Below are 24,651 nucleotides of genomic sequence, written 5' to 3' on the forward strand. Positions count from 1 at the left end.
GGAATCACACGGGGGACCCGCCGGGACTTTTTCTGTCAGAAGCGAAAGGCAGCGATGTGACGGACCCTACGGGAGATATTGCACGCGTCGGAGTGGTGGGCTGCGGCCAGATGGGGGCCGGCATCGCGGAGGTCTGCGCCCGCAGCGGCCTGGACGTGAAGGTCGCCGAGACCACCGGCGAAGCCCTGGAGATCGGCCGTACCCGGCTGCACAACTCCCTTTCGAAGGCCGCCGAGCGTGGCAAGATCACCGAGGAGGAGCGCGACGCGACGCTCGCCCGGCTGAGCTTCACCACCGACCTCGGCGAGTTCGCCGACCGCGATCTCGTCATCGAGGCCGTGGTCGAGAACGAGCAGGTCAAGACCGAGATCTTCCAGGTGCTCGACCAGGTGGTGACCCGCCCGGACGCGATCCTGGCCTCCAACACCTCCTCCATCCCGCTGGTGAAGCTGGCGGTCGCGACCTCGCGGCCCGACCAGGTCATCGGCATCCACTTCTTCAACCCGGCCCCGGTGCAGAAGCTCGTCGAGCTGATCCCGGCCCTCACCACCTCCGAGGGCACCCTCAGCCGGGCCCAGGCCATGGTGGAGAAGGTCCTCGGCAAGCACGCGATCCGCGCCCAGGACCGCTCGGGCTTCGTGGTCAACGCCCTGCTCATCCCGTATCTGCTCTCCGCGATCCGGATGTTCGAGTCGGGCATCGCCAGCCGCGAGGACATCGACAACGGCATGGAGCTCGGCTGCGCCCACCCGATGGGCCCGCTCAAGCTGTCCGACCTCATCGGCCTGGACACCGTCGCCTCGGTGGCGGACTCGATGTACCAGGAGTACAAGGAGCCGCTGTACGCGGCGCCGCCGCTGCTCCAGCGCATGGTGGACGCGGGACGCCTGGGCCGCAAGACCGGCTCCGGGTTCTACACGTACGCCTGAGTACATCCGCGCACGTCAGAGGCGTCTGTCGCCGGGCCCGGCTCCTCTGCGTGAGGACCGGGCCCCACCGCGTTCACACCGGGTGTGCGGCGCGAGCTCGCATATGCTCTTCGCACACTCTCCCGCCCCTGGAGCAGGGCGAGTTGACTCCTTGCCGAAAAGTCAATGGCGATCCGCCACAACGACGAAGGAGCCTCGCCGTGCCGAGCGACCCCGGCCTACCGATGGCCGTCGACGAACTGTTCGAGTTACGCCGTTCCCTGGAAGTGGGCCTGGCCCGCATCGACGGGCAGCTGACGCTGCTCGCCCACCGCGACGACCAGAGCGAACGTGAACTGACCGAGCTGGGCGTGCGGGTGGCGTCCCTGGAACACACGAGGTGGCCACTGCCCGCGCTCACGGTGCTCACCGCCCTCGGCGCGCTGACCGTGGCGGTGTGGCAGGCGCTGGGGCGGTGAGCGGGTGACGGCCGATCAGCCGTCGCCGAGCCGCATATGGTGCAGGAGCAGGAGTCCGGCCGCCATATTGGCGGCCGGGACCTCGCCGCGGGCGATCATGTCGGGTACCAGCTTGAGCGGTATCCACTCGCGCCGCGACGACTCGAAGTCGTCCTCGGGGTGGCCGATGTACTCGGCCGACTCCGACCAGTAGAGGTGGTGCCGCGCGTCGATGAGCCCGTTGGCGGGCTCGACGGTGAGGAGATGGCGCAGCGGGCCCGGCCGCCACCCGGTCTCCTCCTCCATCTCGCGGGCGGCCGCGGCCGCGATGTCCTCGCCGTCCTCGACGACGCCGGCGGCCAGCTCCCAGCCCCAGCTGTCGGTGATGAACCGGTGCCGCCACAGCAGCAGCACCTCGTTGGCCTCGTTGACGGCGGTCGCCACGGCGACCGGGCGGAGCCGGATCACGAAGTGGTCCAGGTGCCGCCCGTCCGGGAGGGCGACGTCGGCGAGGTTGACCCGGAACCAGCGGTTCTCATACACAGTTTGTTCACTCAGGTTCGTCCACTGCACGTTTTTGCCACCTTCCGACAAGTAGATGGCAATATCGCAGCAGGCGCACGCTCACAGGGGAACGCGCAATGCCCCGTCGATCAGCTCGGCGGCTTCGTCGGCGCCGGCGCAACCGCTCTCGACCAGGTGCTCGCGTACGACGCGCAACCGGTCGCGCAACCGCTGCGACTCCATCCCCCGGGCCCGCTCGGCCATCTCGACCGCCGTCGCGACGGCCCGGTCCACCTCGCCCTGCCGGAGCTCGATCTGCGCGAGCATCGCCAGGCGGTGCACCCTGCCCCGGTCGTGCGAGGGGGCGTGCGCCGCCAGTCCCGCCTGCTCGCGCGCGGCCGGCAGATCGCCCAGCCGCAGCAGGGCCTCCGCCACCTGGACGTTGACCAGGCCCGGCTGGACGTAGCCGGTCTCGGCGGGTTCGTTCTTCGGCCGGATCCGCTCGGCCGCCCGCTCGGCGCCCCGGATCGCGCCGAGCGCGCTGCTCCCGTCGCCGAGGTGCGCGTACGCCTTGGCCTGCATCGCGTGCAGATCCGCGGCCAGCGCCGGGGTGAGCTGGTGGCCCGCCGCCCGCAGCGCCGCCTCCGCGAAGGCGACGGCCTGGCGGTAGTCGCGCATGAACAGCGACTGGTTGACGAGCAGGGCGATCACATACGCGCCGAGCCCCCGGTCCCCGCTCGCCTTCGCGAGGCGCAGCGCCTGGTGGAAGTAGCGCTGCGCCAGGCCCTGGGCGTTGGAGTCGTACGCGCAGATCCCGGCGATCGCGACCAGGCCGCCGGTCGCCCGGTGCAGCTGGCGGCCGGTCGCGTCGGTGTAGCAGCCGCGCAGCAGCGGCGCGGTCTCGGAGTTGAGGAAGCCCACGATCCGCGAGCGGGTGGCGATGCCCCCGGCCTTGCGGTACATCAGCTCGTAGTGCGCGCGGGCCGCCCGCAGCATCTCGATGTCGCCCTCGCTCACCGCGGTCTGGCCGTGCCGCGACACATCGGTGTCCTCCGGCGGGTTCTCCCACTCCCACACCGGCATCACGGCCGGGGTGCCGGTGACCGCGGGCGCACCCAGTATGTGCGGGCGCTGCTGCTCGTCGGAGCGCCACAGGGCGGTGGCGCGCTCCACGAACCCGGCCAGCGGCGAGCCCACTTGCGCGGCCGGCTCGCCCGGCACGCCGAGCCCGATGTCGTCGAGGGTGACCGGCCGGTGCAGCCGGGCCGCGAGCACCTCGCAGATCAGGTCGGGCACCTGGCCGCGCGGCCGCTGGCCCTTCAACCACCTGGCCACCGCGGTGTGTTCGTACTTCAGCGCCAGACCTCTGGCACGGCCGGCCTGGTTCACATGGGCCGCGAGCCCGGCGTTCGAGATGCCGGCCTCGTCGACCAGCGCGTCGAGCAGGGTATTGGGCTGCATCAGGCCCTCCGTTGGCTCGGTGGACCCAGCGTAAACGAGGCGCGTTCACACGGGGTGTGAAGGGAGTACTCGCATTTATGCGCCGCGCACTCTGCCGCGGCGGGGCGGCGGCCGATTGACTGAACTGCCTCTCCACAGAGGCGTGCCGGGCCGCCGGCTCCCCCTCGTACAGTGCGGCGGCCCGCTCCCGGCGCCGCCGGTCCTGCCGAACTGCCCGTCACTCCGCGGCAGGGCCGACGGCGCACGCGCCACCGCCTCAGCGCCGCGCCTGCGCGGTCCGGACGGCTCCGGGCTGCGCGGGCACACGCACCCGGTCGTTGCGCAGCACCATCAGCGCCACGTCGTCGGCCAGTTGTCCGCCGGTGTGCCGCAGCAGCTCCCGCTGTACGCAGTGGACCACCGCGGCGGGTGACAGCGGGGTGTCCAGGGCCGCCCGGGCGAGTACTTCCTGCAGCCGGAAGAACCGCCCGGCGCGGTCCCGGGCATCCTCGGCGCCGTCCGTGTGCAGACACAGGGCCTCCCCGGGCAGCAGCCGGGTGCAGCGGTGCAGCGGCAGTTCGGCGGGCAGCGGGAAGGAGCCGAGCGGCGGCAGCGGGTCGCCCGGCACCAGCGGCTCGGCGCCGCCGCACAGCCGGTAGGGCCATGGATGGCCGCAGTTGAGGGCGAGCACCAGGCCGTCGGCGCGGATCTCCAGGAGCAGTACGGTCACGAACTCCTCGGCGAGCGGGCTGTCCGGCGCGCCCGCGCAGCTCGCCGGGTGCTCGGCGCGGGCCCGTTCGCGCAAGTGCCGTTGCAGCGCCCGCTCCAGCCGCCGCAGCACGCCCGCCAGGTCCGGCTCGTCGTGCGCGGCCTCGCGGAAGCTGCCGAGCACCGCCGCGACCGCCGCCAGCGAGCCGAGGCCGTGTCCGCGTACGTCGCCCATGACGACCCGCACCCCGTACGGCGTGGCCATCGCCTCGTACAGATCGCCGCCGACCACCGCGCCCCGGCTCGCGCAGAGCTGTCCGGCGGCCACGGTGAGCCCGTCGAGGCGGGGCGGCGGGGGCCGCAGCAGCACCCGCTGGGCGGCGTCGGCGACCTCCTGCACGAGCCGCAACTCCCGTGCCGCGCCCAGCCGTACGCCGTGCACCAGACAGACCACCGCGATCAGGAAGGCCGCGCAGGTGGCGATCCGCAGGCCCATGGACTCGTCGGTGACCAGCGGGCAGGTCAGCTGCCAGACGACGACCAGGACCAGCCACAGGACGGGCAGCGACAGGGCGAGCCCCCGGCCCGTACCGAGGGCGCTCGCGCAGGACGCCGTCCAACTTCTGGTACGGATCATGCCGTCGGCCCCCCTGGCCTCTGCACCGTTCACCCCTGTACCGGCCACCACCGGCCGCCCCGGCCCTCACGACCGGATTGATTCTGTCGACGGTGCGCCCCCTTTTGCGTACATCGCTCCCTCTTCTCACCCGAACGAGTGAGAAGGCGTGCGGACATGCGCGAAGGGCGCATCCGGTGGTCCGGATGCGCCCTTCGAGGGTCCTGCCTGGGGGTTACGCCCCGCGGAGCACCGCGCCCGTGCGCTCGGCGGCCAGGGCCACCGCCGCGTCGCGGGCGGCCGAGGCCTCCTCGACGGTCAGCGTGCGGTCGGCGGCGCGGAAGCGCAGGGCGTACGCCAGCGACTTCTTGCCCTCGCCGATCTGCTCGCCGGTGTAGACGTCGAACAGCCGGATGGACTCCAGGAGTTCACCGGCGCCGCCGCGCAGGAAGTACTCGACGACGGCCGAGGGGACCTCCGTGTCGACGACCAGCGCCACGTCCTGGGTGGCCACCGGGAAGGTGGAGATCCGCGGCGCCTGGAGGGCGCCCTCTCCGGCCTTCGCCAGCAGGTCCAGGTCGAGCTCCATGGCGCAGGTGCGCTCGGGCAGGCTCAGCGCCTTGAGCACGCGCGGGTGCAGCTCGCCCGCGTGGCCGATCACCACGATCTCGCTGTCGATGACGACGGCGAGCTCGGCGCAGCGGCCCGGGTGCCACGGCCCGTACTGGCCCTGCTGGACGATGAGTTCGGCGCCCGCCTCGGCGGCCAGGGTCCGGGCGGCCTCGACCGCGTCGGCCCAGTCCGCCGGGCGGCCCTTGCCCCACCAGCCGGCCTGCTCGCGCGCACCGGCGAGGACGACGGCCGCGTGCCGGGGCTGCGCGGGCAGCACGGCGTCGAGCGCGGCGATCTCCTCGTCGGTGGGGCGGCGGTCGACGGGCAGCTGGACGGCGACGCCCTGCTGCCCGTCGACCGGCTGGAAGACCAGACCGGTCTCGAAGAGCGCCAGGTCGTGGCTGCCGCGGCCGTCGTTGCGGCGCAGCGCGGTGAGCAGCCCCGGCAGCAGCATGGTGCGCAGCGCCGGCTCCTCGTCGTTGAGCGGGTTGACCAGCTTCACGACACGGCGGGCCGGGTCGCCGGCCTCCAGGCCCAGCTGGTCGAAGACCTGCTCGGAGACGAACGGGTAGTTCAGCGCCTCGACGTAACCGGCGCCCGCCAGCGCGCGGCCCGCGCGGCGGTGCAGCCGCTGCCGCTCGGTGAGCCCGCGCCCGGCCGGGGGCCTGGGCAGCGTGGAGGGCAGGTTCTCGTACCCCTCCAGGCGGATGACCTCCTCGGCGAGGTCGTTCGGCTCGGTGAGGTCGGGGCGCCACGAGGGCACGGTGACGACGAGCTCGTCCTGCCCGTAGACGTCGCAGCCGATCTCCTGGAGGCGGCGCACGACGGTCTCGCGGCCGTAGTCGACGCCCGCCACCTTGTCCGGGTGGTCGGCGGCGACGGAGATGGTGCGCGGCGCGGAGGGCGCGATGACCTCGGTGACACCGGCCTCGGCGGTGCCGCCCGCGAGCAGCACCAGCAGGTCGACGGTCCGCTGGGCGGCCGCGGAGGCCGCCTGCGGGTCGACGCCGCGCTCGAAGCGCTTGGACGCCTCGGAGGACAGCTTGTGGCGGCGCGCGGTGCGGGCGATGGCGACCGGGTCGAAGTGCGCGGCCTCGATGACCACCTCGGTGGTGCCCTTGACCTGTCCGGTCTCCGGGTCGGTGACCGAGTCGGCGATCTCCGTGTTGGCGCCGCCCATCACACCGGCCAGGCCGATCGGGCCCCGGTTGTCGGTGATGACCAGGTCGGCGGCGTCCAGCTTGCGCTTGGCGCCGTCGAGGGTGGTGAGCACCTCGCCGGGCTCGGCGCGGCGGACCCCGATGGGGCCGTCGACCCGCGTGCGGTCGTAGGCGTGCAGCGGCTGGCCGAGCTCGATCATCACGTAGTTGGTGACGTCGACGGCGAGCGAGATCGGCCGCATGCCGGCCTTCTGGAGGCGGCGCTGGAGCCAGATCGGGGAGCGGGCCTCGGGGTCGAGGCCGCCCACGGTGCGCGCGGTGAAGCGGTCGCAGCCGATCGGGTCGGAGATCTTGACCGGGTAGCCGTACGAGTTGGGCGCGGGCACGTCGAGCAGCGCCGGGTCGCGCAGCGGCAGGCCGTACGCGATGGCGGTCTCGCGGGCCACGCCGCGCATGGAGAGGCAGTCGCCGCGGTTGGCGGTGACGGCGATGTCCAGGACCTCGTCGACGAGCTCCAGGAGCTCGATGGCGTCGGTGCCGGCCTCGTGCTCGGGCGGCAGGACGATGATGCCGCCGCTGCCGTCGTCGCCCATGCCCAGCTCGTCGCCGGAGCAGATCATGCCGTGCGAGGTCTTGCCGTACGTCTGGCGCGCGGCGATGGCGAAGTCGCCGGGCAGCACGGCGCCGGGGAGCACCACGACGACCTTGTCGCCGACCTGGAAGTTGCGCGCGCCGCAGACGATCTCCTGCGGCTCACCGGTGCCGTTGGCCGTGCCGACGTCGACCGTGCAGAAGCGGATGGGCTTCTTGAAGCCCTCCAGCTCCTCGATGGTCAGCACCTGGCCGACGACGAGGGGGCCCTTGAGGCCGGCGCCGAGCTGCTCGACGGTCTCGACCTCGAGGCCGGCGGAAACGAGCTTGGCCTGGACGTCACGGCCGGTCTCCGTCGCCGGCAGGTCGACGTACTCCCGCAGCCAAGAAAGCGGGACCCGCATCAGATCTCCATCCCGAACGGCCGGGTGAACCGGACGTCACCCTCGACCATGTCTCGCATGTCTTCGACGTTGTGGCGGAACATCAGCAGGCGTTCGATGCCGAAGCCGAAGGCGAATCCGCTGTACTTCTCAGGGTCGACGCCGCAGGCGACGAGCACCTTGGGGTTGACCATGCCGCAGCCGCCGAGCTCGATCCAGCCCTCGCTGGAGCAGGTGCGGCAGGGGCGGTCGGGGTTGCCGACGGACTCGCCACGGCACACGTAGCAGACCATGTCCATCTCGGCGGACGGCTCGGTGAACGGGAAGAAGTTCGGCCGCAGCCGGGTCTTCATGTCCTGGCCGAAGAGCGACTGGACCATGTGGTCCAGGGTGCCCTTGAGGTCCGCCATGGTCAGGCCCTCGTCCACGGCGAGCAGCTCGACCTGGTTGAAGACCGGGGTGTGCGTGGCGTCCAGCTCGTCCGTGCGGTAGACCCGGCCGGGGCAGATCACATAGACCGGCGGCTCGCGGTCGAGCAGCGAGCGGATCTGCACCGGGGAGGTGTGCGTGCGCAGCACCGTGCCGGAGTTCGCCGTGCCGTCGGCGGCCTGGACGAAGAAGGTGTCCGCCTCGCCGCGGGCCGGGTGGTCCGGGCCGATGTTGAGCGCGTCGAAGTTGAACCACTCGGCCTCGACCTGCGGGCCCTCGGCGACCTCGTAGCCCATGGCCACGAAGATGTCCTCGATGCGCTCGGAGAGCGTGGTCAGCGGGTGGCGGGCGCCGACCGGTACGCGGTCGTACGGCAGCGAGACGTCCACCGCCTCCTCGACCAGCACGCGTGCGTCGCGCTCGGCCTCCAGCTCGGCCTGGCGGGCGGCCAGCGCCTTGTTCACCGCGCCGCGGGCCATGCCCACGAGCTTGCCCGCCGCGGCCTTGGCCTGCGGCGGCAGGGCGCCGATCTCGCGGTTGGCGAGCGACAGGGGCGAGGTGCCACCGGCGTGCGCGGTCTTCGCGTGTGCGAGCGCTTCGAGGTCACCGGCCGCGGCGAAGGCGGCGAGCGCCTCGTCCCGCATGCGCTCGATCTCTTCCGGTTTCAGTGCCTCGACCTCAACAGGGTCGTACGACTTATTGGGTGCCGACATCTCTTCCCGTACTTCCGATTGGCTTGGCTGGGGGTCCGCCACCGCGACAGCGACTCGACCGCGCGAGCGCGACGACACGGACACAAACGCGCCAAAGGTCGAGTCTAACGGGGTGCGGGTACGCACATGCGCCCGTGGGCTGCCCGGCGGTCCTTACTGGAGGTAGGCCGGGGCGCCGACGGGCAGGATAAATCGGAACTCGGCGCCGCCGCCGGAGCCGCGGCCCACGGTGATGGTGCCGCCGTGCGCCTCCACGATGCCCTTGACGATGTAGAGGCCGAGGCCGGTGCCGCCGCGTTTGCTGCCCCGCCAGAAGCGGGTGAAGACACGGCCCATCGACTCCTCGGGGATGCCGGGGCCTTCGTCGCTCACGGTGACGGCCGTTCCCTTCTCGTCGTGCTCGTCGATGCGGACGGGCGCGGGTGCCACCTCGATGGTGACGGTTCCCTCGCCGTGGCGCACCGCGTTTTCCAGCAGGTTGCCCAGGACCTGGTCGATCTTGTCCGGATCCGCCCACAGATCGGGCAGCGGGCGCTGGATGCGGACGAGGAAGCGGTCGGGGGCCTGCCCGGAGGCGACATGGGCCTGGATGTGGCGGCCGACGGCGGCCGCTATGTCCACCGGCTGGCGGCGCACCTCCAGACGGCCGGAGTCGATCCGCGAGATGTCGAGCAGCTCGGCGATCAGCCGGGTGACGCGGTTGGCGTCGGCGTCGACGGTCTCCAGCATCAGCCGCTTCTGGTCGTCGGTGAACCGCTCCCACTTGGCGAGCAGCGTGGCGGTGAAGCCCTTGACCGAGGTCAGCGGCGAGCGCAGCTCATGGGCGACGGTGGCGATCAGCTCGGCGTGGCTGCGCTCGGTGCGCCGCCGGGCCTCGGTCGAGCGCAGGCTCACCACGACCCGGCGCACCGGGCCCATGGGGTGCTCGCGCACGTACCGCGCGGAGACCAGTACCTCGCGCCCGCCCGGCAGCAGCAGATTGCGCTCGGGCTGGCCGACACGGATGGCGAGGCCGCCGTACGGGTCGGTCAGCTGCCACCAGCGGCGGCCCTTGAGGTCCTCCAGCGGCAGGGCGCGCTCCAGCTCCACGCCGAGCGCGTCGCGCTTGGAGACGGCGGTGATCCGGGCGGCGGCCGCGTTGAAGCAGATGACCCGGCCCTTCTCGTCGGCGACGACGAGACCGTCGGGCAGGTCCTCGGGGTCTATCCCCAGGGCGCCCGGGCCACCGGAAGCGCGCACCAGGGCATTGTCACCGATGGTCCTCACGCCGACAGCCATCCCCGTATCCCACCTCTCCGAAGCGCACAGTGGGCCCCCGAGCCCGTCACACTACTAGCTGGAGGTGACGGTGCGGACCCCCTCAGCGAGGAGTACGGGTGCGCTGGGCCCGCGCCGAGGCGTACAGGCACACCGCGGCGGCGGTCGCCAGGTTGAGGCTCTCGGCCTTGCCGTGGATAGGGACGCGCACCACGGCGTCCGCGAGCGCCCGGGTCTCCTCCGGCAGGCCCCAGGCCTCGTTGCCGAAGATCCAGGCGGTGGGGCCGCCCATGGTGCCCGCGTCGAGCTCGTCGTCGAGGTCGTCCTCGCCCGCCCCGTCGGCGGCGAGGATGCGTACCCCGGCGTCCCGCAGCCCCTGCACGGCCTGCTCGACGGGTACGCCGACGGCGACCGGCAGATGGAAGAGCGAACCGACCGAGGCGCGCACGGACTTGGGGTTGTACAGGTCGACGGAGGCGTCGGTCAGGACGACCGCGTCGGCGCCGGCGGCGTCCGCGCAGCGCAGTACGGTGCCGGCGTTGCCGGGGTCGCGGACGTGCGCGAGCACGGCGACCAGCTTGGGCCGCGCCTTGAGGATCTCCTCGAACGGCGAGTCCAGGAACCGGCAGACCCCGACGAGCCCCTGCGGGGTGACGGTCTGCGAGACCTCGGCGAGCACCTCGTCGTCCGCGTAGTGCACCCGGGCCCCGGCGTCGCGGGCGGCGGCCACGATGTCCGCGTACCGCTCCGCGGCCTCGACGGTGGTGAACAGCTCGACGAGCGTGCCCTCCCCGCCGACCCGGTGCTCCACGGCCTCCCGCACGGCCTGCGGCCCCTCGGCGATGAACCGCCGCTCCTTCCCCCGGAAGTTGCGCCGCGCGAGCCGCTTGGCGGCGGCGACGCGGGGGGAGCGGGGGGAGATCAGCTCGGGGGTGGGCATGTGCGGTCTCTCTACGAGGGGGCGGGGGGCTTCTGGACCCGGTGTTCGTCTGCGGACCGTGGTGGGTTGCTCGCGCAGTTCCCCGCGCCCCTGAAGCGCCCCTGCGGGGCGCCCAGGGAGATGCCGCGCAGCGGCATTTTCAGGGGCGCGGGGAACTGCGCGACCAGTTGGGGACGGCCCGCAGACGAACGGAAGTCCGGGTCCGAACGCACCCGGACCCGCAGGCCGATGGCCTGCGGGTCCGGTCCGGCTCAACAAGCCGTCAGGCGCTTACGCGGCCTTCGGGGCGTTGACGTCGCTCGGCAGCGCCTTCTGCGCGACCTCGACGAGCGCGGCGAACGCGTTGGCGTCGTTGACCGCGAGCTCGGCCAGGATCTTGCGGTCCACCTCGATGTTGGCGGCCTTCAGACCCTGGATGAGGCGGTTGTACGTCATGCCGTTCTGGCGGGCAGCGGCGTTGATGCGCTGGATCCACAGCTGACGGAAGTCGCCCTTGCGCTTCTTGCGGTCGTTGTAGTTGTAGACCAGCGAGTGGGTAACCTGCTCCTTGGCCTTGCGGTACAGGCGCGAACGCTGACCGCGGTAGCCGGAGGCCGCCTCGAGGATCGCCCGGCGCTTCTTGTGGGCGTTGACTGCCCGCTTGACGCGTGCCACTTGTTAACTCCTTGTAGCGGGGCCGTGGTGCGTATTCACACGGCCCGAATTCGAATAGGTCCCGGTCTCGACGTCCCGCCCCCGGTCACCGGGGGCGGAGGAACGTCACTTGCCGAGAAGCTTCTTGATCTTCTTGGCGTCGCCCGGGGCCATCTCGGCGTTGCCGGTGAGGCGACGCGTCAGCTTGGACGACTTGTGCTCGAGCAGGTGGCGCTTGCCGGCACGCTCACGGAGCACCTTGCCGGAGCCGGTGATCTTGAAGCGCTTGCTGGCACCGCTGTGCGACTTGTTCTTCGGCATAGCGCCGTTATCTCCTCGTCAGTGGCGCTCCCAGCCGGTCCGGGGACCGGCGCGCGGGAGCGTCATATGTATCGGTTGTCCTGGGCCGGCGGCCCGGGAATCAGGCCTCGGCAGGTTCCTCGGCCGACGCCTCGACGACGGGCTCCTCGACGGAACCGTCCTCGTCGGCGACGGGCTGACCCTGGCGCTCCGCCTTGCGGGCGGCCTGCGCCTCGCGGGCTTCGGCCATTGCCTCGGTCTTCTTCTTGTGCGGACCGAGGACCATGATCATGTTCCGGCCGTCCTGCTTCGGGCTGGACTCGACGAAGCCGAGGTCCTCCACATCCGAAGCGAGACGCTGGAGCAGTCGGTAGCCGAGCTCCGGCCGGGACTGCTCACGACCACGGAACATGATCGTGATCTTGACCTTGTCGCCCTGCTTGAGGAACCGGACGACGTGACCCTTCTTGGTGTCATAGTCGTGCGGGTCGATCTTCGGCCGGAGCTTCATCTCCTTGATGACCGTGTGCGCCTGGTTCTTGCGCGCCTCACGGGCCTTCATGGCCGACTCGTACTTGAACTTCCCGTAGTCCATGAGCTTGCACACGGGCGGACGGGCGTTCGCCGCGACCTCGACCAGGTCCAGGTCGTACTCCTGTGCGAGCTCCAGGGCCTTGGCAAGCGGAACAATCCCGACCTGCTCGCCGCTGGGACCGACAAGTCGCACTTCGGGAACGCGAATCCGGTCGTTGATGCGGGGCTCGGCGCTGATGGATCCTCCTCGGTAGCACCACACGTCTGCCCGGTGGACAGCCGCGTATGTCTTCACTCGGACCAACCGCCGCGGCAAATGAAAAATGCCCCGGACGGGACACAGGCGGGGCTCCAAGAACAACCGGAGCACCGCCGCGGTCAACCGCGGGGCGCACATCGGACGGCTCCATCGTCCGTACGGAACGATGGCGGCCGTCTGACCGGATGACCCGCCGCCCCGGAGGGCAGTCAGGTGGGAGATCGGAGCCTCCACTTGTGGGCCGGGCACATGGGAGTGCCTGGCCGGTCGTTACACAAGGTTAGCAGCACACCGGCACGGGGGCCAATCGTGTGCACACCGCCGCAGCGCCTATCGTGTGAGGCATGAGTGAGACCTCCCCCCAGTCCTCCGGGACCACCGACTTCGACACCATGACCCGCGACATCGCGGAGGTCCCGGCCGTCGAGGTGATCGTCACGGTCGCCGTGAACCTGATGAGCGCCGCCGCGGTGAAGCTCGGACTGACGGAGGAGGGCGACGAGCACAAGGACCTGGACGAGGCCCGCAAGCTCGTGCACGCGCTGGCCGGTCTGCTCGACGCCAGCACCACCGAGATCAGCTCGTTCCACGCCGCCCCGCTGCGCGACGGCCTGAAGTCGCTCCAGCTCGCCTTCCGCGAGGCGTCGATCGTCCCGGACGAGCCGGGCCAGGGCCCGGGCGAGAAGTACACGGGCCCGGTGTACGGCTAGTCGCCGGTCCTCCACCCGTACGAAGCGAAGCGCCTCCGGTCGAACCGGAGGCGCTTCTTCATGTCTGCCGCCCGTCCGGGCTCAGCGCGTGAACAGGGGCTCGTTGGGCTGCGGGGCCGCGGCCGGGAGCAGGGCCAGGTCGAGGCCCTGGACGAGCCGGGCGCGCAGCACCTCGTCGGCGGCGAGCAGCTCGACGACCCGGCGCGCGGCGTCGGCCGCCACCGTACCCTCGGCGAGGACCAGGGCGAGGGTGCCGTCGGCGCTGCCGGGGCCGAGGTGGGCGCGCAGGACGGCCGGCTCGGCGGCGACCGCCGTGCGCACGGCCTCGATGACCGCCGGGTCGTCGAGCGGGTCGGCGCTGGTGCGCCCCTCGGCGAGGGCGAGCAGCGCGCCGCCCTTCAGTTCGTACGCGACGGGCCCCGCCAGATCGAGGACGACCGTGTCGGCGCGCTCGTGCGCGGCGGCCTGGAGCGCCTGCTGCAGCGGTACGGCGACGGGCCGGGCCTCGGGGTCCCACAGCGCGAGCGAGGCGAGCGAGGTGAAGGCGGGCAGCGCCTTGCGGTCGCCCGCGGTGAGCGTGGGCACCGCCATGTCGCTGGTCTTCTCGCGGCGCAGCCCGTTCTCATCGGTCTCCACCTCCCCGAGCACGGCGACGACGGGGACGAGCAGCCGGGCGCCCTTGAGCGCGGCCAGGACGCGCGACTGGGCCGCGCCGCTCCCCCGGTCCTCGGCCCAGGCGGCGAGCGCCGCCGTGAGTTCGGGGTCGGCGGTGCCGTCGTCGTCGGAGAAACCGGGGTCCGGGATGTTCTTGAGCGCCACGCCACGAGCCTAACGGGGGCCCGCCCCGGCCCCTGCACCAGGGGAATGGCCGGCCAGGGCGCGAGACTGGTGCGCATGGATCCGAACGCGGTGGTGTCGGCGGCCGTGGCCCCGGTGGCCGAGCGGGCCGGGGGTTCGCTGTCGCTGGGGGTGTACGACCTGGTCGGCGGCGGGGAAGCGGTGTACGGGGGCGCGGGGCGTACGTACGACTCGGCGAGCGTCGTCAAGGTGGACATCCTCGCGGCCCTGCTGCTGCGGGCCCAGGACGAGGGCCGCGGGCTGACCGGGCAGGAGCGGGCGTACGCGGCCGACATGATCGAGCGCAGCGACAACGACGCGGCGACCGCGCTGTGGCAGGTGATCGGCGGCCCGGCCGGGCTCGACGGGGCCAACGCGCGGCTCGGCCTGACGGAAACGGCGGGCGCGGCGGCGTGGGGGCTGACGCAGACCACGGCCCGGGACCGGCTGGCGCTGCTGAGGGCGGTGTTCGGGGCGGATTCGGCGCTGGACGCGCGGGCGCGGGGCTATGTGGGGGCGCTGATGGGCCGTACGGTCCTGGGCCAGGACTGGGGCGTGTCGGCGGCGGGCACCGGCTGGGCCCTGAAGAACGGCTGGCTGCCGCGCAGCACGACGGGGCTGTGGGTGGTGAACAGCATCGGCCGCGTCACGACGGCCGACGGCCACGGCTGGCTGGTGGCGGTCCTGTCGGACGGGCACACGTCGCTGGAGGCGGGGGTGTCGGCGGTGGAGGAGGCGGCCCGGGCGGCGGTGCGGGCGGTGGGGGCCGGGTGGTGAGAGCCGCGTGCCGGGCGTCGAGGCGCGGACGGGGGTTCGGCAACACACTCTCAGGCGTTCCCGGGGGCCGCCCCGGATCGTACGGTCTCAGGCGCCCGCGTGTTCGGCCGTGCGGCTGCCGCGCCACAGGGTCAGGGACGCGGTGAGCAGCAGGGCGCCCGCGACGGCCGCGAGCGCGGCGAGCCAGTCGCCGCGGTGGTCGTCGTCCTTCTCCTTGTCGGGGCCCGCGCCGAAGTACGTGCCGGCGTGGCCGGTCGCCGTGTTCGTCCGTACGTCGGGCTTGAGGCGGGCGCCCTCGGCCAGCGCGGCGGCCGGGTCGACGCTGCCGTAGCCGCGCGCGTCGTCGCGCCCGCCCTTGGGCGCGTTGCGGGCGGTGTCCGCGAGCAGGGTCTTGATCTGGGCCGGGGAGAGGCCGGGGTGGGCCGCGCGGACGAGGGCGACGGCGCCGGAGACGAAGGCGGAGGCGGCGCTGGTGCCCCAGCCTTCGTAGTACTTGCGGTCCGGGTCCGCTATCACCACGTCCACACCGGGCGCGGAGACGGTGGCGTACCAGCGGCGGGTGGAGAAGGCGGCGTGCGTGCCGTAGCGGTCGACGGCGGCGACGGCGATGACGCCCGGGTAGGCGGCGGGGTAGGAGACGTGGTCGCCCTGTTCGCCGCCGTTGCCCGCGGAGGCGACGACGACGGCGCCCCGGGCGAGGGCGTACTGGATGGCGGCGTCCTCGGACGGCTCGGGGTGCGCGGAGGCGCTGTCGTCGCCGAGGGAGAGGTTGATGACGTCGGCGCCTTGGTCGGCGGCCCAGCGGATGCCCTCGGCGAGTGCGCCGCCGCGTGACTCGCGGGCCTTCTTGCGCGCCGGGTCGGTGGATTCGAGGATCACCCGGACCGGCAGGATCCTGGCCTCGGGGGCGATGCCGAGGACGCCGTCCCCCCGGCCCGGCCCGTGTCCGTGGCCCGCGATGATCCCGGCCATGGCGGTGCCGTGCCGGGCCCAGTCGCGGCTGCCCCGGCCGGCCCCGAAGCCGACGAGGTCCTTGCCGGTGAGGACCTGTCCGGCGAGGTCGGGGTGGGTGGCGTCGACCCCGGTGTCGAGCACGGCGACGGTGATGCCCTTGCCCTTGGTCGTCCGCCACGCCTGCTGCGTGTGCATGGCGGCGAGCTCCCACTGGCGGTCCCGGATGACGTCCGCGTGCGCGGGGGCGGCGGGCAGGAGGAGCGCGAAGGAGGCCGCGGCGGCGAGGGCGGCGGCACGCCGGGGCGTACGGCGGGGCGAGGTCATGACGGCTTCTTCGTTCCGGTGGCGGCGGTCTTGCGCAGGGCCCGTTCCACGCGGTCCGCGATGCCCTTGGCGTCGTAGGTGAGCCCCGCCTCGACGGGGGCCTCCGTCGCGCCCTCGTCCAGGGCGCGGTCGGCGGGCTGCGGAGCGGTGACGGTACGGGCGTCGGCGAAGCCGGTGACGGAGTAGACGACGACGGGGGCGTCGGTGAGGACGCGTACGGTCCAGCTCGCCCGCTGCTTGTCGCCGAACCGGGCGGCGGGGGTGCCCTCGACGGCGTACGGGCGCGGCATCAGGTCGTCGCGGTCGCCGAGGGACTCGTCGCTGAACCGGGTGCGCAGCGCGCGCATCGCGTCGGCGTCGGCCTCGGTGAAGACGAGCCCGACGGTGGTGACGGCGGAGGAGGTGGCGTCGGTGTACGTGGCCCGCAACAGCCGGGCGCAGCCGACGGGTTGGAGCGCCTTGAGCAGCAGCGGGTCGAGCGCTCCGGCGCACCCCGCGTCGGGCGCGACCCCGACGCGGGTCCACACGCGGTCGGCGCCGCCCGGCCCGGCGCCGCTGCCGTTGAGGGTCGGCGGGAAGAGGGTGTCCACGGGGGTGCTGTGCCACATCTCCCGGGCGGCGGTGTACCCGCCCCGGGCGTCCGCTCCCCCGGCCCCCCGCTCAGCCAGCTCCCGGCGGCGGCGCCGCCGACCAGCCCGATCCCCAGCACCAGACAGACGGCGGCCGCGACGGCCCGGCCCCTGCGCCGGGCCGGGGGCGCGGCGAGGGGTATGGGCGGCACGGGGTGCGGAACGGTCCCGGGGAACGGCGGCGCGGCGGGCCGGGGCGCGGGCACGGTGGGCTGCGGCGGGACGGCGGCGGACCGCGACGCGGCGACGGGTGCGGGCCCCGCGGGCGGGGCGGCGTCGGCGGGGCCGGGGGGCGCGTCGGGGTGGGGTGCGGCGGGAAGGGCGGGCGCGCGGGCGGCGGGGACGTACGCGTCGGCGCGGCCGCGCGCACCGCGTCCGCCGCCGGAGCCGTCGGGGGCTTGGCGGGTATGGGAGCGCGGGGCGGCAGCGCCGCGTCCAGAAGGTCGATGGCCGAGCGCGGCGGCGCGGCGGCGGACGGCGGCCTGCCGGGTGCTTCGTCCATGGGCCGGCGGGGGCTCGGCGCGCCCCTCCGCGGGACGGCGGGCTCGCCCGAGGCGGGGAGCGGCGTGGGTCCGGCCACGGCGTCGCGGTCCGGCTCGTCCTGCGCGGGGCGGCGCGCCGCGGCCGGGGGGCGTTGTGCGTCCGTGGTCAATGGCCCCCCTCGTACCCCTGGTGCGTGCGCTGCGGATCGGCTTGGCCGGCAGGGCCGTTCGTCGCCGCGTGGGCGCTACTTTACGGGCTGGGGCGAGGCGGCAGGGCGGCGGTCCGTGGTCGGGGCATCTGCACCGACTCGTCCCCCTACCCCCGGGTAAGCCGTTCTGGCAGGCTCTGCGCATGACTCCCCGCGCCGCAGACCGGGCCCGGTACGACCGGGCCACCGCCCATCTCGACGCCCCGCTCGCGCTCGTGGACCTGGAGGCGTTCGACGCCAACGCCGACGACCTGGTCCGGCGCGCGCAGGGCAAGCCGATCCGGGTCGCCAGCAAGTCCGTGCGCTGCCGGGCCCTGCTCGAACGGGTGCTGGCCAGGGACGGGTTCGCCGGGATCATGTCGTTCACGCTGGCGGAGTCGGTCTGGCTGGCCCGGGCCGGGTTCGAGGACGTCCTCCTCGCCTATCCGTCCGCCGACCGGGCCCGCTTCGCGGAGCTCGCCGCCGATCCCAAGCTGGCGGCCGCCATCACGGTGATGGTCGACGACCCGGCCCAGCTCGACCTCATCGACCGGGCCCGGGACCGGGACGACCTTCCCGTACGGATCTGTCTGGAACTGGACACCTCGCTCCAGCTGTTCGGCGGGCGCGTGCGGGTCGGTGCCCGCCGCTCCCCGCTGCGCGAGCCCGCGCAACTGGCCGAGCTCGCCCGTGCCGTCGCGCGGCGTCCGGGCTTCCGCCTGGTCGGGCTGATGGCGTACGAGGGTCACGTCGCCGGGGTGGGGGACGACATCGCGGGGCGGCCGGTGCGCTCGCGCGCGATCCGGCTGATGCAGACCGCCGCGCGCAGGGAGCTCGCGGCCCGCCGGGCCGAGGTGGTGCGGGCGGTCCGGGCCGTCGCGCCCGACCTGGAGTTCGTCAACGGCGGCGGGACCGGCAGCGTCCAGCACACCGCGGCCGAGGACGCCGTCACGGAGATCGCCGCCGGGTCAGGGCTCTATGTGCCGCGGCTCTTCGACAACTACACGTCGTTCACCGGGCGCCCCGCCGCGCTCTTCGCCCAGCCCGTGGTGCGCCGCCCGGGCGTGGGCGTCGTCACCGTGCTCGGCGGCGGCTACCCCGCGTCCGGGGCGGCGGGCGTGGACCGGCTGCCCGTCCCGTACCTCCCCGAGGGGCTGCGCTACGACCCGCAGGAGGGCGCCGGGGAGGTGCAGACTCCGCTGCTCGGCACGGCCGCCGACGATCTGCTGATCGGGGACAAGGTGTGGTTCCGGCACGCCAAGGCCGGTGAACTGTGCGAGCGGTTCGACGAGTTGCAGCTGGTGGAGGGCGACCGCGTCACCGCGACCGTCCCCACGTACCGGGGCGAGGGGCGCACGTTCCTCTGAGGGCGCGGGCCTCGCGGCCGTTCACGGGGCCGGTGGCGCCAGGCTGCTGCCGACCCCGCCGCTCTCCTGGCCGCCGAGGGCCCGGATCCCCGAGGTGATACGGTCGAGGACGGTGAGCGGCGGGGCGCCTCTCCCCGCGTCGAAGGCGAAGCGGATGAGGACCATCGACTCGCTGCCGACGCTCGACGGGAAGGCCAGCGACTGCACCTGACCGCCGGGCCCCGCCCCCGTCCTCACGCTCCAGCGCACCAGGTATCCGGTGCGCCCGGCGACCACCACGGCCCCGGACTTCACCTCGCGGTGCGAGACGATCCCGCCGTACCGCCGCCGGCCGACGGCGTCGTCCCCGAACGCGGCGTCGGCCGCGTCCGCGATGTCGTGCTTGGCCAGTGCCTCGGCGGTCCTGAGGTCGGTGCGGCTCGGCGTACGGGTGTTGACCCAGGCGTGGTGGCAGAACGCGCCCGAGTCGCCCGGGCAGTCGTAGGTCTCCTTGGTCTGCATGGTGGGCAGGCCGTCGATCCTGGACTCGGCCTTCTCCCAGCCCGGCAGGACCGGCAGGGTGATGCCGTTGAGCTGATCGACCAGGAGGTTCGGGTCGTCGCCGGCCGAGGGCGGCGGCGCGGGGGCCGTGCTCTGCGCCCGCGAGGCGGTCGGCGTGGCCGTCGCGGAGCCGGGTGCCGCGTCGGCCTTCGCCTCCCCGTCGTCCCCGTTCAGGACGATGACCCCGGCCACCAGTGCCGTGACGAGCACCGCGGCGGCAGCGGCCACGGCGACCACCGGGCCCCGGCCGCGCGGCCGGGGCCGCGGCGCGACGGGCCCCAGGGGAACGGTCGGCGGCGACGGCGGCACCGCCGGCTGACCGGCGGCCCTGGTGTGCCCGGTCCAGGCGGTGCCGTCCCACCAGCGCTCCAGCACGGGCGTGCCCGGATCCGGGTACCAGCCGGGCGGTGTCGTCATGCTCATCGGGCCACCCTAGAGCGACGGTTCAGCCGCCGTACACCGTGTCCTGCTGGTCGGGCACGACCGTGCCGTCGGACCGGCGGACCGGGGCGGCACCGCCGTCGTGGTCGGTGTACGCGGTGGTGGCGCACGGGTAGGCGCCGCTCTTGCGCCCCTTGGGCTGGATGAACATGGGGTTGACGATCCAGCGGCCGTCGCCGTTGTCGTACGCCCGGCACATCAGCTCGTTCTTGTTGCGGTTCAGGACGAGCCGCAGGCCGGTCGCGTCGCGCAGGAACGAGACGTCCGTGTCGGAGTCGCCGGCCGCGAAGACCTGGCGCCGCGCGGCGGGCTGCACCCGCTCGGCGGCGGCCCCGCGCACCCCGAACACCTCCTGGTTGATCCAGCACCGCTTGCCGTCGATGTACGTGATCATCGCGTCCTCGCCGTCCGCCACCGAGCCGCAGCCCTTGAGGTGCGGGGTGATCCGCCCGTGCGCGGTGACCGGGCGGATGCCGATGGTGTGGTCCGGCGCGATGCCGACGCCGCCAGCCCACACGTCGACGACCGGCTCGGGCGACGCCGAGGTGATCCAGACGTCGAACCCGGCCTTGCGGAGGGTACGGATCAGATCGCGCTGCTGGTCGTAGTAGCGCACCCAGCCCGTCACCTTCGCCGTGCCGACCTGCTGCTCGGCGCCGATCGGCGCGGCCAGGTTCTCGGCCCGGGCGGCCCGGGCGAAGGAGCGGACATCGGCGGTGCGCCAGCCGCTCATCAGCTGGGCGAGCCAGGCGTACTGCGGCTCGATCGTGCGCCGGTCCCAGCCCGCGAAAGCGGTGGCCCCGCCCGTCGTCTTCCCGTCCCCGTAGACCGTACGTATCTCGTCGGCGCAGCGTGTGTCGGTGGCGGTGGGCAGGGTGGTGGCGCCGGACGGGCAGGCGACGGCGAGTGCGGCGGCGGCCAGGTCGGTCAGATAGCGGCTGGTGGTGTGCCAGTCGCCGTGCGACGGGCGGCGGATCTTGGAGTGGCGCAGCATCCAGTACATCGTGGCGTCGCCGACGTCGTTCTTGACGACGGTGTTGTCCCAGTCGAAGACCGCGACGGGCTTGTGGCTCTTGGCCGCGCCCCGGCCGCAGCTCCCGTAGGTGTCGACGAGCTCCTGGAGGCGGGCCTTGTTCTGGCCGTACCAGCCCTGTGTCACGGTGAGTTGGGGGCACGCGCCGGTCCTCGCCTGGGCGGTGGGGGCGGCGGCGAAGGCGCTGCCCGCGATCGCCAGGGCGGCGGCCGCGGCCTGCCAACGACGTGCACTGCGCATGAACACTCCTGTCACGAACAAAAGATCACCGGGGACGGTAGACAGCACAGCCGGGCGTCGTGCGACGCCCGGCTGTCGGGTGGGTGGAGTACAGGTGAACGCCTAGAGCGGCGTCACGTACGCGCCCGAGATACCGCCGTCCACCAGGAAGTCGGTGGCGTTGACGAACGAGGAGTCGTCGCTGGCCAGGAAGGCCACGGCGGCGGCGATCTCGTCGGCCTCGGCGAACCGGCCGAGCGGGATGTGCACCAGGCGCCGCGCCGCCCGCTCCGGGTCCTTGGCGAACAGCTCCTGCAGCAGCGGGGTGTTGACCGGCCCCGGGCAGAGCGCGTTGACGCGGATTCCCTCGCGGGCGAACTGCACGCCCAGCTCGCGCGACATGGCGAGGACGCCGCCCTTGGACGCGGTGTAGGAGATCTGCGAGGTCGCCGCGCCCATCCGGGCCACGAAGGACGCGGTGTTGATGATCGAGCCCCGGCGCTGCTCGCGCATGTACGGGATGGCCGCCTTGCAGCACAGGTAGACCGAGGTCAGATTGACCTCCTGGACCCGCTTCCACGCCTCCAGGCCGGTCTCCAGGATGGAGTCGTCGTCGGGGGGCGAGATCCCGGCGTTGTTGAAGGCGATGTCGACGCTGCCGTAGGTGTCGTACGCGGCCTTGAAGAGCGCGTCGACCTGCTCGGCGTCGGTGACGTCGACGCGCACGGCGAGCCCGCCGACCTCGTCCGCGGCCTTCTTGGCGGCCGCCTCGTCGATGTCGCCGCAGACCACATGGGCGCCCTCGGAGGCGAGCCGGCGCGCGGCCGCCAGACCGATGCCGCTGCCGGCTCCGGTGATGACGGCGGTACGGCCGACCAGGCGGCGGCAAGTGATGTCGTCGGTCATGTTGCTCAGGCCTCCGTGCTGATGAAGACGTTCTTGGTTTCGGTGAAGGCGGCCAGCGCGTCCGGGCCGAGTTCACGGCCGAGGCCGGACTGCTTGTAGCCGCCGAAGGGGGTCCAGTAGCGCACGCTGGAGTGCGAGTTGACGGAGAGGTTGCCCGCCGCGACGGCGCCGGAGACGCGCAGCGCGCGCCCCACGTCACGGGTCCAGATCGAGCCGGACAGGCCGTACTCGGTCGCGTTGGCCAGCCGTACGGCGTCGGCCTCGTCGTCGAAGGGGAGGACGACCGCGACCGGCCCGAAGACCTCGTCGACCGCCACCGGGGCGTCGGGCGAGACGCCGGTGACGACGGTGGGCGCGAACCAGAAGCCGGGGCCCTCGGGGGCGGTGCCCCGGATGCCCGGCAGGTCGCCGGGGACGTAGCCGCGTACCCGCTCCAGCTGGGTCCGCGAGATCAGCGGGCCCATCTGGGTCTTCTCGTCGGCCGGGTCGCCGACGACCACGGACTCGATGCCGGGGGCGAGGAGCTCCAGGAAGCGGTCGTAGACCGGGCGCTGGACGAGGATGCGGGTGCGGGCGCAGCAGTCCTGGCCGCTGTTGTCGAGGAAGGACATGGGGGCGGCGGCCGCGGCGGCCTCGACGTCGGCGTCCGCGAAGACGATGTTGGCGCTCTTGCCGCCGAGTTCGAGGGTGACCCGCTTCACCCGCTGCGCGCACTTGGCCATGATCTGCTTGCCGACCCGGGTGGAGCCGGTGAACACGATCTTGGCGACGCCGGGGTGCTCGACCAGCGCGTCGCCCGCGACGGCGCCCGCGCCCGGCAGGACCTGGAAGAGGTGCTCGGGCAGGCCCGCCGCCAGAGCGAGTTCGGCCAGGCGCAGGGCGGTGAGCGGGGTGGTCTCGGCGGGCTTGAGGATCACCGCGTTGCCGGCCGCGAGCGCGGGGGCGGTGCCCCAGGCGGCGATCGGCATCGGGAAGTTCCAGGGCGCGATGACGCCGACGACGCCGAGCGGCTCCAGGATGGTGATGTCCAGGCCGCCCGCGACCGGGATCTGACGCCCGGTCAGGCGTTCCACTCCGCCGGCCGCGTAGTCGAGCAGATCACGGACGTTGCCCGCCTCCCAGCGGGCGTTGCCGACGGTGTGCCCGGCCTCGCGCACCTCCAGCTGGGCGAGTTCTTCGAGGTGTCCGTCGACGGCTGCGGCGAAGCGGCGCAGCAGCCGGGCGCGGTCGGCGGGGGCGAGCGCCGCCCACGTCACCTGCGCCCGGGCGGCCCGCACAACGGCGGCGTCCACATCGGCGGCGGTGGCGGCGGGGACGGTCGCGATGACCTCCTCCGTCGCCGGGTTGAGCACCTGGTGCTCGGTCGGGTCGTACGGATCGGACACAGCGGGCCTCACAGGCGTTCGAAGGAGCGGCGGAGCTCCCAGTCGGTCACCGCGGCGTCGAAGGCGTCCAGCTCGACGCGCGCCATGTTGCGGTAGTGCGCGACCACCTCGTCCCCGAAGGCGGCCTTGGCGATGGGGCTGTTCTCCCACAGCTCGGCGGCCTCGCGCAGGGTGGTCGGGACGTGCTCGTAGTCGCCGGTGTAGGCGTTGCCGGTACAGGCGTCCGGCAGCTCCAGCTCGTGCTCGACCCCGTACAGGCCCGCCGCGACCAGTCCGGCGACCGCGAGGTGCGGGTTGACGTCGCCGCCGGGCAGCCGGTTCTCGAACCGCGTCGAGCGGCCGTGGCCGACGACCCGCAGGGCGCAGGTGCGGTTGTCGTGGCCCCAGGCGACGGCGGTGGGCGCGAAGGAGCCGGGCTGGAAGCGCTTGTAGGAGTTGATGTTCGGCGCGTAAAGCAGCGAGAAGTCCCGCAGGGCGGCCAGCTGGCCCGCGAGGAAGTGCCGCATCAGGTCCGACATGCCCTCGGGCCCGTCGCCCTGCATGACGTTGCGGCCCTCCTCGTCGGTGAGCGAGAGGTGGATGTGGCAGGAGTTGCCCTCGCGCTCGTTGTACTTCGCCATGAAGGTGAGCGAGACGCCCTCCTGGGAGGCGATCTCCTTGGCGCCGGTCTTGTAGACGGCGTGCTGGTCGCAGGTGACCAGGGCCTCGTCGTAGCGGAAGACGATCTCGTGCTGGCCCGGGTTGCACTCGCCCTTGGCGGACTCGACGGTCAGGCCCGCGGCCGCCATCTCGTTGCGGATGCGGCGCAGCAGCGGCTCGATCCGGCCGGTGCCGAGCACCGAGTAGTCGATGTTGTACTGGTTGGCCGGGGTCAGGCCCCGGTAGTCCGCGTCCCAGGCCTCTTCGTAGCTGTCGCGGAAGACGATGAACTCCAGCTCGGTGCCGACCTGGGCGGTCAGACCGAGCTCGGCGAGCCGGTCGAGCTGGCGGCGCAGGATCTGGCGCGGGGCGGCCACGACGGGCGAGCCGTCGTTCCAGGCGAGGTCCGCGATCAGCAGTGCGGTGCCCTCGTTCCAGGGGACGCGGCGCAGGGTCGCGAGGTCGGGGTGCATGGCGAAGTCGCCGTATCCCCGCTCCCAGGACGACATCGCGTAGCCCTCGACGGTGTTCATCTCGGTGTCCACGGCGAGGAGGTAGTTGCAGCCCTCGGTGCCGTGGGCCGCGACCTCGTCGAGGAAGAATCGTGCGGCGAACCGCTTGCCCTGGAGCCGCCCTTGCATATCGGGGAACGCCAGGACCACAGTGTCGATCTCGCCGCTCTCTACGAGGGCGCGCAACGCCTCGATGTCGAGCGGGGGTGTGCGGTCTGCCACGGGAAAAGCCTCCTTCGGTCAGCCGAGAGCCCATAAGGTAT

General features: G+C 73.1%; 23 protein-coding genes. 5 read left to right on the plus strand and 18 right to left on the minus strand.

The window, feature by feature from the left end; translation table 11 throughout:
* Positions 1-56 precede the first annotated feature (56 nt).
* Complete coding sequence (locus BX283_RS11125; protein ID WP_101387462.1) at positions 57-929, plus strand: 3-hydroxybutyryl-CoA dehydrogenase; 873 nt, start codon at positions 57-59, stop codon at positions 927-929.
* Positions 930-1,129: 200 nt separating this feature from the next.
* Positions 1,130-1,387, plus strand: a complete 258-nt coding sequence (locus BX283_RS11130; RefSeq protein ID WP_257582534.1) for a hypothetical protein — start codon at positions 1,130-1,132, stop codon at positions 1,385-1,387.
* A 15-nt stretch (positions 1,388-1,402) separates the two neighbouring features.
* On the opposite strand, the gene BX283_RS11135 is transcribed toward BX283_RS11130, so the two are convergent.
* The 10 genes from BX283_RS11135 to infC form a co-directional block, all read right to left on the minus strand.
* Positions 1,403-1,939: an NUDIX domain-containing protein gene (locus BX283_RS11135; protein ID WP_101387464.1), complete on the minus strand. Its 537-nt coding sequence runs from the start codon at positions 1,937-1,939 to the stop codon at positions 1,403-1,405.
* 51 nt (positions 1,940-1,990) lie between these two features.
* Positions 1,991-3,331 carry a transcriptional regulator gene (locus BX283_RS11140; RefSeq protein ID WP_101387465.1) on the minus strand — a complete coding sequence of 447 codons (1,341 nt, stop codon included), beginning with the start codon at positions 3,329-3,331 and terminating at the stop codon, positions 1,991-1,993.
* Between the two features lie 256 nt (positions 3,332-3,587).
* Positions 3,588-4,655: a PP2C family protein-serine/threonine phosphatase gene (locus BX283_RS11145; protein WP_101387466.1), complete on the minus strand. Its 1,068-nt coding sequence runs from the start codon at positions 4,653-4,655 to the stop codon at positions 3,588-3,590.
* A gap of 214 nt (positions 4,656-4,869) precedes the next feature.
* Positions 4,870-7,401 carry a phenylalanine--tRNA ligase subunit beta gene (gene pheT, locus BX283_RS11150; RefSeq protein WP_101387467.1) on the minus strand — a complete coding sequence of 844 codons (2,532 nt, stop codon included), beginning with the start codon at positions 7,399-7,401 and terminating at the stop codon, positions 4,870-4,872.
* Entirely contained in the window at positions 7,401-8,522 is a 1,122-nt protein-coding gene (pheS, locus tag BX283_RS11155) for a phenylalanine--tRNA ligase subunit alpha (RefSeq protein WP_101387468.1), read from the minus strand. The genes pheT and pheS overlap by 1 nt, the downstream gene beginning before the upstream one ends.
* A 153-nt stretch (positions 8,523-8,675) precedes the next feature.
* Entirely contained in the window at positions 8,676-9,800 is a 1,125-nt protein-coding gene (locus tag BX283_RS11160) for an ATP-binding protein (protein ID WP_101387469.1), read from the minus strand.
* 82 nt (positions 9,801-9,882) lie between these two features.
* Entirely contained in the window at positions 9,883-10,719 is an 837-nt protein-coding gene (locus tag BX283_RS11165; RefSeq protein ID WP_101387470.1) for an RNA methyltransferase, read from the minus strand.
* A 270-nt stretch (positions 10,720-10,989) separates the two neighbouring features.
* Positions 10,990-11,373, minus strand: coding sequence for a 50S ribosomal protein L20 (rplT, locus tag BX283_RS11170; protein ID WP_003970214.1), 384 nt, complete (start codon positions 11,371-11,373; stop codon positions 10,990-10,992).
* Positions 11,374-11,478: 105 nt separating this feature from the next.
* The gene (gene rpmI / locus BX283_RS11175; protein WP_030754426.1) at positions 11,479-11,673 is read right to left on the minus strand and encodes a 50S ribosomal protein L35; all 195 of its coding nucleotides are present in this window, start codon (positions 11,671-11,673) and stop codon (positions 11,479-11,481) included.
* Positions 11,674-11,773: 100 nt separating this feature from the next.
* The gene (infC, locus tag BX283_RS11180; protein WP_101387471.1) at positions 11,774-12,448 is read right to left on the minus strand and encodes a translation initiation factor IF-3; all 675 of its coding nucleotides are present in this window, start codon (positions 12,446-12,448) and stop codon (positions 11,774-11,776) included.
* 341 nt (positions 12,449-12,789) lie between these two features.
* Between infC and BX283_RS11190 the strand changes: the two genes are divergently transcribed.
* A complete protein-coding gene (locus BX283_RS11190) occupies positions 12,790-13,155 on the plus strand; it encodes a DUF1844 domain-containing protein (protein ID WP_101387473.1) in 366 nt (121 codons plus the stop codon).
* 81 nt (positions 13,156-13,236) lie between these two features.
* On the opposite strand, the gene BX283_RS11195 is transcribed toward BX283_RS11190, so the two are convergent.
* Positions 13,237-13,974: an SseB family protein gene (locus tag BX283_RS11195; protein WP_101387474.1), complete on the minus strand. Its 738-nt coding sequence runs from the start codon at positions 13,972-13,974 to the stop codon at positions 13,237-13,239.
* Positions 13,975-14,049: 75 nt separating this feature from the next.
* On the opposite strand from BX283_RS11195, the gene BX283_RS11200 reads away from it, so the two are divergent.
* Positions 14,050-14,769 carry a serine hydrolase gene (locus BX283_RS11200; protein WP_257582540.1) on the plus strand — a complete coding sequence of 240 codons (720 nt, stop codon included), beginning with the start codon at positions 14,050-14,052 and terminating at the stop codon, positions 14,767-14,769.
* A gap of 87 nt (positions 14,770-14,856) precedes the next feature.
* On the opposite strand, the gene mycP is transcribed toward BX283_RS11200, so the two are convergent.
* Both mycP and BX283_RS11210 read right to left on the minus strand, forming a co-directional pair.
* The gene (gene mycP / locus BX283_RS11205; RefSeq protein WP_101387476.1) at positions 14,857-16,047 is read right to left on the minus strand and encodes a type VII secretion-associated serine protease mycosin; all 1,191 of its coding nucleotides are present in this window, start codon (positions 16,045-16,047) and stop codon (positions 14,857-14,859) included.
* On the minus strand, positions 16,044-16,637 hold the full coding sequence (locus tag BX283_RS11210) for a hypothetical protein (RefSeq protein WP_257582542.1): 594 nt from the start codon (positions 16,635-16,637) through the stop codon (positions 16,044-16,046). The genes mycP and BX283_RS11210 overlap by 4 nt, the downstream gene beginning before the upstream one ends.
* Before the next feature lie 873 nt (positions 16,638-17,510).
* Here BX283_RS11210 and BX283_RS11215 point away from each other — a divergent pair.
* The gene (locus BX283_RS11215; protein WP_101387477.1) at positions 17,511-18,713 is read left to right on the plus strand and encodes an amino acid deaminase/aldolase; all 1,203 of its coding nucleotides are present in this window, start codon (positions 17,511-17,513) and stop codon (positions 18,711-18,713) included.
* A gap of 21 nt (positions 18,714-18,734) precedes the next feature.
* Here BX283_RS11215 and BX283_RS11220 read toward each other — a convergent pair whose 3' ends face one another.
* The 5 genes from BX283_RS11220 to BX283_RS11240 form a co-directional block, all read right to left on the minus strand.
* Positions 18,735-19,676: a DUF2510 domain-containing protein gene (locus tag BX283_RS11220; protein ID WP_101387478.1), complete on the minus strand. Its 942-nt coding sequence runs from the start codon at positions 19,674-19,676 to the stop codon at positions 18,735-18,737.
* Between the two features lie 22 nt (positions 19,677-19,698).
* A complete protein-coding gene (locus BX283_RS11225) occupies positions 19,699-20,967 on the minus strand; it encodes a haloacid dehalogenase-like hydrolase (RefSeq protein WP_101387479.1) in 1,269 nt (422 codons plus the stop codon).
* A 102-nt stretch (positions 20,968-21,069) separates the two neighbouring features.
* Positions 21,070-21,852, minus strand: a complete 783-nt coding sequence (locus BX283_RS11230) for a 3-oxoacyl-ACP reductase (RefSeq protein ID WP_101387480.1) — start codon at positions 21,850-21,852, stop codon at positions 21,070-21,072.
* Between the two features lie 5 nt (positions 21,853-21,857).
* The gene (locus BX283_RS11235) at positions 21,858-23,237 is read right to left on the minus strand and encodes an aldehyde dehydrogenase (protein WP_101387481.1); all 1,380 of its coding nucleotides are present in this window, start codon (positions 23,235-23,237) and stop codon (positions 21,858-21,860) included.
* A gap of 8 nt (positions 23,238-23,245) precedes the next feature.
* Entirely contained in the window at positions 23,246-24,610 is a 1,365-nt protein-coding gene (locus BX283_RS11240; protein ID WP_101387482.1) for a glutamine synthetase family protein, read from the minus strand.
* Positions 24,611-24,651 lie beyond the last annotated feature (41 nt).

The sequence above is a fragment of the Streptomyces sp. TLI_146 genome, from assembly GCF_002846415.1.
Taxonomy (GTDB): domain Bacteria; phylum Actinomycetota; class Actinomycetes; order Streptomycetales; family Streptomycetaceae; genus Streptomyces.